Genomic DNA, 10,649 nt, shown 5'->3' with positions numbered 1-10,649 from the left:
AACTCCAACTGCAGCACACTACTAGGGTAGGTATATGAGACGCGCAAAAATCGTGGCAACGTTCGGACCGGCAATTTCCAGCTTTGACAACACCCTCGCGGTGCTGGAAGCCGGCGTCGACGTCGCCCGCATGAACATGAGCCATGGCGACTACTCGGTACACGACACCACGTACGAGAACGTTCGCAAAGCCGCCGCCCAGCTTCACAAGCCGGTTGCCATCATGGCTGACCTGCAGGGCCCGAAGATCCGCCTGGGTCGATTTGTCGACGGCCCCCACGAACTCGCCGTCGGTGACACTTTCACCATCACCACCGAGGACGTCCCGGGTACCAAGGACATCTGCTCCACCACGCTCAAGAGCCTGACCGAAGACGTCAACATCGGCGATGCACTGCTGATCGACGACGGCAAGGTTGCCCTTCGCGCCATCGAGGTTGACGACGTCAAGGTGGTCGCCACGGTGACCGTCGGCGGCTGGGTGTCCAACAACAAGGGCATCAACCTGCCCGGCGTTGCCGTCAACGTCCCCGCGCTGAGCGAAAAGGACGAGGACGATCTCCGCTGGGCTTTGAAGCGCGGTGTCGACCTGGTGGCACTGTCCTTCGTCCGTGATGCGTCCGACATCAAGCGCGTGCACGAAATCATGGACGAGGAAGGCCGGCGCGTGCCGGTCATCGCCAAGATCGAGAAGCCGCAGGCAGTGGACCAGCTCCACGAAATCATCGACGCCTTCGACGCCATCATGGTTGCCCGTGGCGACCTTGGCGTGGAACTCCCGCTCGAGGAAGTGCCGATCGTGCAGAAGCGTGCCATTGAACTGGCCCGGCGTTGGGCCAAGCCGGTCATCGTGGCCACCCAGGTGCTCGAATCGATGATCGACAACCCCCGCCCGACCCGCGCCGAGGCTTCGGACTGCGCCAACGCAGTGCTCGACGGCGCCGACGCAGTCATGCTTTCGGGCGAGACCAGCGTGGGCAAGTACCCGATCGAAACGGTCAAGACCATGGCCCGCATCATCGAGTCCACCGAAGAACACGGTCTTGAGCGCGTTCCTCCGCTCGGCACCAAGCCCAAGACCCGCGGTGGCGCCATCACGCGTGCCGCCGTCGAAATCGCCGACCAGCTGGACGCGAAGTACATCTGTACTTTCACCCAGTCCGGCGACTCGGCCCGCCGGCTGTCCCGCCTGCGTCCCGTCAAGCCGGTTTTCGCCTTCACCCCGGTGGAGCACGTCTGGAACCAGTTGGCGCTGACCTGGGGCATCCAGCCCGTCCTGGTCCCCATGGTGGGCCACACTGACGCCATGACGGCCCAGGTGGACCGCAGCCTCCTCGAGATGAAGATCGTGGAGAACGGCGACCTCGTGGTCATCGCAGCCGGTTCGCCTCCCGGACAGGCGGGTTCCACGAACTCGCTCAAGGTCCACAAGGTGGGCGACCTTGCGGACACCTCCCGTGTGGAAGAGGCCGCAGCCCGCAAGGAAAAGGTCGGACCGTGGCCGGAAAAGAAGAAGGCCAAGTCGAAGGCCTGAATTTTTTAGCGCTGTTAGGAGGCTCCGCCGTTTGGCGGGGCCTCCTTTGTCTTGTTTTGGGGGCGTGGGTGGTTTGCGGGTGATTCGTGGGCTGGTTCCGGGGCGCGGGGCCGGTGACGACGAAGGGCGCCGCTTCCCATTGGAAGCGGCGCCCTTCGCGGGGGAGTGCTTAGTTGACCTGGTTGATGATGGTTTCGGCGACCTCGCGCATGCTGAGGCGGCGGTCCATGGAGGTCTTCTGGATCCACCGGAATGCTTCCGGCTCCGTGAGACCCATCTTGGTGGTCAGGAGGCTCTTGGCGCGCTCTACAAGCTTGCGCGTGGCGAACTGCTCCTGAAGGTCGGACACTTCGTTTTCGAGCGCCTTGATCTCCTCATGGCGGGACAAGGCGATCTCGATTGCGGGGATCAGGTCGGCCGGAGTGAAAGGCTTGACGACGTACGCCATGGCGCCGGCGTCGCGGGCGCGCTCCACGAGCTCTTTCTGGCTGAACGCCGTGAGGAGGACCACGGGGGCGATCCTCGCCTTGACGATCTTCTCCGCAGCAGAGATGCCGTCCATGACAGGCATCTTGACGTCCATGAGGACCAGATCCGGCTTCAGTTCCTCGGCCAGCTGGACTGCCTTCTCACCGTTGTCGGCCTCACCGACAACGTCGTAGCCTTCGCCCTTCAAGATCTCGATGATGTCCAGGCGGATGAGGGTCTCATCCTCTGCGACAACTACTCGGCGTGCCGGCTGGGATGCGGGCTTGGACTCCGTCTGTTCTGACACGGGATCTCCTTCAAGACGTACGGCGGGTTCTCAACCATCTTAGTTGCACCCGGTCCCTGCGTATGATTTATTGCTCGGCCGAGCCGGTTCTGGAAATTAGCCTATCTGCATGTAGAGTAGTTTCGCGCACTGCAACAGGGAGCGTCGAGTTCTGTGAAGAGCCCGACGTCGGTTAGTCTTGTTTCGGTGTTTCCGCGCCCGAGTGGCGGAATTGGCAGACGCGCCGCACTCAAAATGCGGTATCGAAAGGTGTGTGGGTTCGAGTCCCACCTCGGGCACAGCATTCCCCCTCGTCAGAGGGGTTTTTGCTTTAACGTGTTTACAAAGCTTGTGGTGGCGTCCCTCTGACGCTGCGGGGGCGTCTCTTCCGGCTCCGGGTTCGCCATCGCGGATCATGTTTTCGTGACGAACCGCCACGTGGTCGGAGGAGCGGCACTCCTGCAGGTGAGCACGTACGACGGCAGGGACATCACGGTCAACGCGGTCGGCGCGGTCATTGTCGCAGACCTCGCGCTCGTTTCGACGAAGGAGGCGCTACCGGCCACGCTCCGGCCCAAACCGTCGAACCCGCCGGTGGGGGCGGAAGTGACGGCAGTCGGATACCCGCTGGGCGGCGAACTCACAACCACGAGCGGGCATGTGCTGAAGTGCGGCCCCGACCCCTTGGGCTCGTCCTCCTTCCAGGTAATGTACAACGACGCGCCCATCGAGCACGGCAGCTAAGGCAGCCCCTTGGTCGATATACATCAGGGAAACTTGTCGGCGTGGCCTACGCAGCCGGCGGCGGCCAGTACGTCGCCGTGCCGGTCGAGACCCTCAACCAAGTCCTCAAGGATCCCTCAAGTTCTCAAACGGCGCTGGCTGCAACTGAAGCGGGCGCCCCGGCCAAATCAATGGATGAGATGAGCTACTGCTGTTGCACCGACACCAAAGCGCCATAAACGGCCTCAGCGAGTGCCGCGCATACCGGGGCAGCCACTGGGAGCAGACGCTGATCAAGACGGTACTGTCGAGCCTGCTGCGTACCTTCGAGGAAGTGGGCGATAGCAAACGTTGGGCAGTTCTGGTCAATAACCACAAGCCAGCGCACACCGGGGCGAACGCCATATTAAGGGTTGAAGTGGTTCGTCGAGCAGCTGAGGCTCTCAGGGAGGCTTTAAATCACTATCAGAGCCGAGCTGCATGCTGAGCTCTCCACGGACTAAGGCCCGAGTCGAGTGAAGATCAGAATGACAAATAGCGATGTCTCTTATGACGGTCCATGGTACTGGGGTGCAGCACCGGCATGACGTAAAGGCCGCTCGTGACGTCCATGGGTAAGGCGATCATCGTCAAGGCCAACTGGGATGTGATCTCCCAGGATCCCGTGGCAGACAGTTCCGTCCCGAAGTCCTCGACCATCAGCCTTGGCGTCAAGCACAACACGGACACTCCGACACCGACACCGACGCCCACCTTGACGCCGACGCCGACCCAGGCCGCTGAAGTCGGTGCGGGAGCAGGCACGGGTGCGGACACCGGAGTTGGCACCGGAGCAGGAACCAACGGTGGCGGGAGTGCGTACGTAAACCCTGATCCTGTACCGAACCTACCTAACGTGGGCGGGAACGTCATTATCTGTAAGGACGGATATGTCTGGCCGGGAACGACCCGGCAGGGTGCCTGCAGCAGGCACGGCGGCATCGCCAACTAGCAGTGGTCTTCATGCTCATGGCGCCGACCGGCTGGACAGTCTTCGACCGTTCGGAAATTCCAGCCTGGAGGGCTCGATAGAATGCACAGGCCAGACGGCATCGGTGAACGATTGCGCCGGTGCCGTCTGGCCAGCTGGAGTCCTAGCAGCGTTTCGGCGATGCGGGCGCGCTGCAGTCCTGCGGCCGGATTGCCATACCTTTTCCTGCTCGGGAAATCCTGCGCCAGTCCTGCCCAAACACTTGGCCAAGTTATGCCCGTATCAATACATGCTTAAACACAGGCGGCCGGCGGCCGTTTTGGCATCGGTTGAGCTGAAGGAATATAGGCATGAAAGATCACTGGCGGCGAGCAGGCCATCGCGCAAGGCGGGAAGTTCATCGTGCTTGATGGAGGCGCTGGAGACCATTTGGGTACCAAGATTCTTGGTTGGCTACTCACAATCTGCACGTTGGGGATTTGCTATCCGTTCGCACTCGTCTTCCTGAAATGATGGCGGGCAAGCACACTATCCTCACGGGCCGCAGGCTCGAATTCGCCTGGACCGCTACCGGTCTCTTTGGTCTCTGGATCAAATGGTTCCTCCTCATCGTCATCACCGTGGGGCTTTTCGGCTTGTGGGGTGGTACCCCGCGTCACCAGTGGAAAACCGAAACCTTCGTTTTGCCTAGAAACGGACTTACGCGGCGCGCCGGTTCGCCCTTGCACCGCTTCGTTCGTAACAAAGCGCGGTAGATTACAAACTTGTATTTCAGATCCTAGAATCGCCGTTGACGCAAGTCATATCGCACCGGGGCGGTGTGTCCGCTGTCGGGTCTCAACATGGGGGAATGAGTGTCCAATCGCAAATCGTGGGGGAATGGTCCTACTCGAAGACTTCCGGGTTCCACGTATTTCGTCGGCGGGCTTGCGCTGCTGATTGTGGTTCTTGGTGGTTTGGTCAGAGGCCTGGGTGGGGCGCTCGTGATGCTGGGCATCGTCATGCTTCTGACCGGACTGTACGTTGTGGTCACAGGGCGGCGGTCATGGGCTGTTGTCAGCGGGGGTAGGAAAGTCGGCGCGTTTGTCATCGCAGCCTCATGCTGCCTGTTCATCGCCGGCGCAGCGGTATCGCCGCGAAGCGAGGCGGAATCTCTCGGTGCGTCGGCTGTGTCGAAGAACGGGGATGAAACTGCCGCTCCGGCCAACAGAGGCTCCTCACCACCGACTCCCGAGGTAATCGGGGAACCCTTGGATCCCGACAAAGTCACGGAATTCGCGAAGGGCGTCAGCGTCGCCGCCCCGCACGCCGAGCCGGCCTATGCGACGAAAGCCCTGGACCTGCTTGCTGCGCTCCCGGTCAAAGGTCGGGCTCCCAAAACAGGTTATGATCGTGCACTCTTTGGCCAGGCATGGGCGGATGTCGATCGAAATGGCTGCGACACCCGCAACGACATCCTCAAACGCGATCTGACCAATGTCTCCTTCACGAATAGCGTGCCGTGCAAAGTCCAGAGCGGAACGCTTGCAGATCCCTACACGGGAAATTCCATTGACTTCCTGCGCGGTTCCACGACCAGTACTGCCGTGCAGATCGATCACGTCGTCGCCCTCAGTGACGCGTGGCAAAAAGGTGCCCAATTACTCACCCCGGAGCAACGGACAGCATTTGCCAATGATCCTCTGAACCTTCAGGCCACCGACGGTCCCACGAACGTTCAAAAGGGTGACGGCGACGCCGCAACCTGGCTGCCACCAAACAGGCCCTTCCGGTGTGAATACGTAGCCCGCCAGATCTCCGTCAAGGCCACCTACGATCTGTGGGTCACGCAGGCCGAACATGACGCGATGGCCGGCATTTTGGCCGGTTGTTCCGGCCAGTTGGTACCGACGAATGAAAAGGCTCCCGTAGCACCAACACCCTCCCAGTCCGCCTCAGTCCAGGTCGTTCACGCACCCGCAACGGCTCCAGCTGTACCGGATGTCCCGGTTCCCGCTACATCGGATCCGATGGTGCCCGCACCAGCCTCCGTTTACTACGCGAACTGCACCGCCGCCAAAGCCGCAGGAGCGGCCCCGCTCCACGCTGGCCAGCCGGGTTACAGAACAGCCCTTGACCGCGACGGCGACGGGGTTGCATGCGAAAAATAGACCCGCAGGTGACAAGCCCCAGGTGCTCACCGAGGGGCCGATTGCCGATGATATCGCGCACTTTCCGGGGGACGATCCTTCGTGAAATGAAAATCGAAGCTTTCATTCAATTAAAAATGCGGCGCCGCGCGTCGCAAAGCGTTAGCAGACGGCTATGATGTTGACACGAAAGTCTTGGGGGATAACTTCCGGGATGTTTTTTCGTCCTGCCAACTTTGATTGGCACGGACCCGTAGTTCCAGGAGTTCTCAAGCATGTTTCTTAAGACCTTCGGTTGGTCGTTCGCGGTCTCCCTAATTGCCTTGGTGGTCGCGTTTCTTTACGGCGGCACTCAAGCCTTGATCTTATGTGTCATTCTTGGCATCCTCGAAATCAGCCTGAGCTTCGACAACGCTGTTGTTAACGCGCGAATTCTTGAGCGAATGAACCCTTTCTGGCAGAAGATCTTCCTCAGCGTCGGTGTCATTATCGCCGTGTTCGGTATGCGAATTCTGTTCCCGCTGCTCATCGTGGGAGTTACGGCTCGCCTTAACCCGGTCGAAGCAGTCAGCCTCGCCATGGCCAAGGGTGATCCCCACGCTCCAGGTAGCTATGGTTTCCTGCTCCACGAAGCGCACCCGCAGATCGCGGCTTTCGGCGGAACGTTCCTCCTGATGCTGTTTCTGGACTTCATACTTGCCCGCCGCGATCTCAAATGGATTAAGTTCCTTGAAATCCCGCTTGAGAGAATGGGCAAACTCGAAGGTGCGTCCCTGATCCTGGGTATGGCCGGTCTGGCCGCCGCTGGAGCCATTTCGGGCGAGAAGCAAGGGGTCGTCCTTCTCTCGGGATTGCTGGGCTTGATCACATATTTTCTTGTAAACGGCCTCGGCAACCTCTTCGACATCGAGGAAGATGACGAGACCGAGGGCGCGCATTCGGACCAAATTGGTCGCGCCGCGCCGTCGGGGGCGGCCAAGTTGGCCGGAAAAGCGGCCCTCATGCTCTTCCTTTACCTGGAAGTCATCGATGCTTCATTTTCCTTTGATGGTGTGATCGGAGCGTTTGCGATCACCTCGGACCCGATCATCATTGCGCTCGGCCTGGGGTTCATTGGCGCCATGTTCGTTCGCTCTCTCACGGTGTTCCTGGTCCGCCAGGGAACCCTTGACGAATTCGAATACCTTGACCACGGCGCACACTGGGCAATCGGTGCCCTGGCTGTGATCTTGCTGGTTACGATCGTGCTCCCCATCAACGAGGTCGTTACTGGACTTGTCGGTGTCGTGTTCATCGGCGCAGCATTCATCGGATCGGTTCAACGCAACAAAAGGGCAAGTGTCCGTGAACAGGCCGAATTGTTCGAACCTGCGAAAAGCTAGCTCCTGAAGTATCAAATAACACGCAACATCCATCACAATAAGAAGCGAGGACAGCATGGGTTTGAGTTTGCAAAAAGGACAGTCACTGTCTCTGACAAAGCAAAATGGTGACTCTCTCACGAACGTTCGTCTCGGACTTGGCTGGGACTCCGCTGTCCCCGCCAAGAGAGGATTCTTCGGAGGGACCAAGACGGTTGAAATCGACCTGGACGCGTCAGCCATCCTGTTCGACGCGCGAGGTCAGCACCTCGACACTGTTTTCTTCCAGCAGCTCACCAGCAAGGACGGTTCGATCCGACACACCGGCGACAATCTGACTGGTGAAGGGGACGGCGACGATGAGACCTTGATCGTGAACTTGCAGTCCGTCGCCCCGGCCGTCGCTCACATCGTGTTTGTCATCACCAGCTATAGCCAGCAGACCTTCGACATGATCCAGAATGCGTTCTGCCGAGTCATTGACGACTCCGTCTCTGGTAGCCCCGAGGTTGCACGATATGAACTGTCTGAGTCGGGACGGTACACAGCGATGATCATGTCGAAACTTTCCCGGAACGGGAACGTCTGGACCTTCCAAGCCGTCGGCACTCCGACTAACGGGCGCACCGCCATCGATGTCCGCGGCGCAGCCGCATCCGTCATCTAGCACCGAAAAATTCGACGCCACACCTTAAGGAGAAAACGTGACTACCCTGACTCTGAGCAAGGGCAGCAACCTGTCCCTGACCAAAGCCGATCCAGGGCTCCGCAAAGCCATGATCGGTCTTGGCTGGGACCCAAGGACCACAGCGGGCGAGCAGTTCGACCTGGACGCCTCGGCCTTGCTGGTACGCGCAGACGGCAAGGTCCGTTCCAACGCCGACTTCATCTTCTACAACCAGTTGTCCAGCGCTGACGGCTCTATCGTGCACCAAGGCGACAACCGGACCGGTGAAGGCGAAGGCGACGACGAACAGATCTTGATCGACCTCGACTCAGTCGCACTGGACATTGAAAAGATCGTCATCGTTGTGTCGATTGACCAGGCTGAGGCCCGCCGCCAGAACTTCGGTCAGGTCCGCGATGCCTTCTGCCGAGTGGTGAACCAGGAAACCGCCAACGAGGTTGTTCGCTACGATCTCACCGAAGACGCGGCAGCAGAGACCTGCATGATTTTTGCAGAACTCTACCGGAACAACGGCGAATGGAAGTTCCGCGCGGTGGGCCAAGGATACGCGTCCGGCCTGCGCGGCGTTGCCACGGACTTCGGCATCTCGCTGGACTAAAAGCCGGTGGCCCGGCAACGTCGGGCCACCGGCTACACCTTTCCCTAATGACACAAGGAGAAAACCATGGCTGGCCTGACCCTGGCAAAAGGCAGTAACCTCTCGCTGACGAAGACCGATCCCGGCCTCAACAAGGTCCATGTCGGCCTAGGGTGGGATCCCCGGACAACCACCGGCGACGCGTTCGACCTTGACGCGTCGGCGCTCCTTCTCGGGGCCGATGGGAAAGTCCGCAGTTCCGCAGATTTCATCTTCTATAACCAACCAACCGCCGCCGATGGCTCGGTTACCCACACAGGTGACAACCGTTCCGGTGAGGGCGCCGGCGACGACGAGGTAATCGTCATTGAACTGTCCACCGTGGCTGCAGACGTCGAACGCATCGTGTTTGTCGTTTCGATCGACCAGGCAGAGACACGTCGGCAGAACTTCGGCCAGGTGCGGTCTGCCTATTGCCGCGTCGTCAACCAGGAAAGCGAGGCCGAGGTCGTGCGGTATGACCTCAGCGAGGACGCTGCACCGGAGACCTGCATGATTTTTTCTGAGCTCTACCGTCATAACGGAGAGTGGAAGTTCAAGGCTGTCGGCCAAGGATACGCAACCGGCCTCGCCGGCGTGGCCTCCGATTTCGGCGTCCAGCTCAGCTAAAACCACGAGACCAAAGAAGGAGAACAACGAGCATGCAACTCACACCGCCTGAGACCTCCGTCTCGACCCCCCTCGTTTTGAACGCCCCTGAGCCACTCGGAGTGGTCAAGGAAGCCGACGCGCCGGGTATGGTTCCGGTTCCGGCAGAGCGTCAGCAGGAAATCAACGCCCAGGCACGGGCCTTTGTCAGCGAAATCGCTGCAATGAGCCCGTTCAGCCCCGAGTACACGAGCAAGATCGACGGGATAAACCGGATAGCCGGCCAGCAGCTCGTGGCGTCCGCGAACACCTCGAGCCGGTTGCTGGAACGGTCCTCGACGTCGCTGGCAAGCGCAAAGCGGTCCGGCAGCACGGCCCAAGTTCAGGTTGCTTCCACCCTCGGAGAGCTCCGCTCGACTGTCGAGGACCTGACGCCTAACAACGCTGACCTTAGTGTCGGTCGGAAAGTACTCGGCCTCATTCCAGGGGGCAACAAACTGGCGAAGTACTTCCAGAGGTACGAGACCGCCCAGACCCAGATTGACAAGATCATCAAGTCGCTGATGGCTGGCCAGGATGAGCTGCTCAAAGACAATGCCGCTCTCGCGCAGGAAAAGACCCAGCTCTGGGAGACCATGCAGCAGTTGAGCGAGTATGCGGTTTTCGCGAAGGCCTTGGACGAAGCAACCGCCACCAGGATCGACGAGATGAAGATGTCCGGGCAGATCGAAGAGGCCGGCAAGCTCGACTCCGATGTTCTATACCCGATCCGGCAGCGCCACCAGGACATCCTGACTCAGCTGGCTGTCTCCGTGCAGGGCTATCTGGCGATCGATATGATCCGCAAAAACAATACGGAACTGATCAAAGGCGTCGAGCGGGCACGCACGACGACGATCTCCGCGTTGCGGACCGCTGTCATCGTCGCCCAGGCACTGGCAAACCAGAAGATGGTGCTGGATCAGATCGATGCCATCAACACCACAACGAACAACATGATCCTCAAGACCAGCGAGATGCTTAAGGATCAGACTGCCCGGATCCACCAGCAGGCGGCCAGCTCGGGGGTCAGCGTGGAGACTTTGCAACGGGCCTTCGATAACGTCTTCCAGACTATGGACGCGATTGACACGTTCCGTTCGCAGGCAAACAAGAGCATGGAAGGCACCGTTCACGCACTTGAAACCGGACTTGAACGCGCGCGTCCCTACCTCGAACGGGTGCGCCAGCAGGAGGGAAATTAGCGGCGGTCAGCCCCTGAGCAA

General features: G+C 60.0%; 11 protein-coding genes, 1 tRNA gene and 1 pseudogene. 12 read left to right on the top strand and 1 reads right to left on the bottom strand.

All coding sequences use genetic code 11. The features are described from left to right. Positions 1 to 34: 34 nt before the first annotated feature. Positions 35 to 1,534: a pyruvate kinase gene (pyk, locus tag AB0323_RS07735; protein ID WP_364537125.1), complete on the top strand. Its 1,500-nt coding sequence runs from the start codon at positions 35 to 37 to the stop codon at positions 1,532 to 1,534. Between the two features lie 169 nt (positions 1,535 to 1,703). Here the strand turns inward: pyk and AB0323_RS07730 are convergent, their stop codons facing one another. Then, entirely contained in the window at positions 1,704 to 2,309 is a 606-nt protein-coding gene (locus tag AB0323_RS07730; RefSeq protein WP_028266834.1) for a response regulator, read from the bottom strand. 196 nt (positions 2,310 to 2,505) lie between these two features. Between AB0323_RS07730 and AB0323_RS07725 the strand changes: the two genes are divergently transcribed. The 11 genes and pseudogenes from AB0323_RS07725 to AB0323_RS07675 all read left to right on the top strand — a co-directional run bounded on the left by AB0323_RS07725 (position 2,506) and on the right by AB0323_RS07675 (position 10,628). Further along, positions 2,506 to 2,587, top strand: a tRNA-Leu gene (locus AB0323_RS07725). Between the two features lie 103 nt (positions 2,588 to 2,690). After that, positions 2,691 to 3,032 (top strand): annotated as a pseudogene (locus tag AB0323_RS07720) (serine protease); the annotation flags it as partial. Between the two features lie 41 nt (positions 3,033 to 3,073). Next, the gene (locus AB0323_RS07715; RefSeq protein WP_366176802.1) at positions 3,074 to 3,250 is read left to right on the top strand and encodes a hypothetical protein; all 177 of its coding nucleotides are present in this window, start codon (positions 3,074 to 3,076) and stop codon (positions 3,248 to 3,250) included. Positions 3,251 to 3,612: 362 nt separating this feature from the next. Further along, positions 3,613 to 4,002, top strand: coding sequence for a hypothetical protein (locus tag AB0323_RS07710; protein WP_366176801.1), 390 nt, complete (start codon positions 3,613 to 3,615; stop codon positions 4,000 to 4,002). Between the two features lie 428 nt (positions 4,003 to 4,430). Further along, positions 4,431 to 4,736, top strand: a complete 306-nt coding sequence (locus tag AB0323_RS07705) for a hypothetical protein (protein ID WP_366176800.1) — start codon at positions 4,431 to 4,433, stop codon at positions 4,734 to 4,736. 99 nt (positions 4,737 to 4,835) lie between these two features. Further along, the gene (locus tag AB0323_RS07700) at positions 4,836 to 6,131 is read left to right on the top strand and encodes a DUF1524 domain-containing protein (protein ID WP_366176799.1); all 1,296 of its coding nucleotides are present in this window, start codon (positions 4,836 to 4,838) and stop codon (positions 6,129 to 6,131) included. A gap of 254 nt (positions 6,132 to 6,385) precedes the next feature. Then, on the top strand, positions 6,386 to 7,492 hold the full coding sequence (locus tag AB0323_RS07695; protein ID WP_366176798.1) for a DUF475 domain-containing protein: 1,107 nt from the start codon (positions 6,386 to 6,388) through the stop codon (positions 7,490 to 7,492). Between the two features lie 55 nt (positions 7,493 to 7,547). After that, positions 7,548 to 8,138: a TerD family protein gene (locus AB0323_RS07690; protein ID WP_366176797.1), complete on the top strand. Its 591-nt coding sequence runs from the start codon at positions 7,548 to 7,550 to the stop codon at positions 8,136 to 8,138. A gap of 37 nt (positions 8,139 to 8,175) precedes the next feature. Continuing rightward, positions 8,176 to 8,757 carry a TerD family protein gene (locus AB0323_RS07685; RefSeq protein ID WP_366176796.1) on the top strand — a complete coding sequence of 194 codons (582 nt, stop codon included), beginning with the start codon at positions 8,176 to 8,178 and terminating at the stop codon, positions 8,755 to 8,757. A gap of 66 nt (positions 8,758 to 8,823) precedes the next feature. Beyond that, positions 8,824 to 9,405 (top strand): TerD family protein, encoded by a 582-nt coding sequence (locus AB0323_RS07680; RefSeq protein ID WP_366176795.1) that lies wholly within the window; start codon positions 8,824 to 8,826, stop codon positions 9,403 to 9,405. A 32-nt stretch (positions 9,406 to 9,437) separates the two neighbouring features. Then, positions 9,438 to 10,628 (top strand): toxic anion resistance protein, encoded by a 1,191-nt coding sequence (locus AB0323_RS07675; protein ID WP_366176794.1) that lies wholly within the window; start codon positions 9,438 to 9,440, stop codon positions 10,626 to 10,628. The last annotated feature ends 21 nt before the right edge of the window (positions 10,629 to 10,649 follow it).

The sequence above is a fragment of the Arthrobacter sp. NPDC080031 genome (assembly GCF_040702485.1).
Taxonomy (GTDB): Bacteria; Actinomycetota; Actinomycetes; order Actinomycetales; family Micrococcaceae; genus Arthrobacter.
The sequence above is the reverse complement of the archived record's forward strand: the minus strand, read 5'-3'. Positions and strand labels throughout refer to the sequence as shown.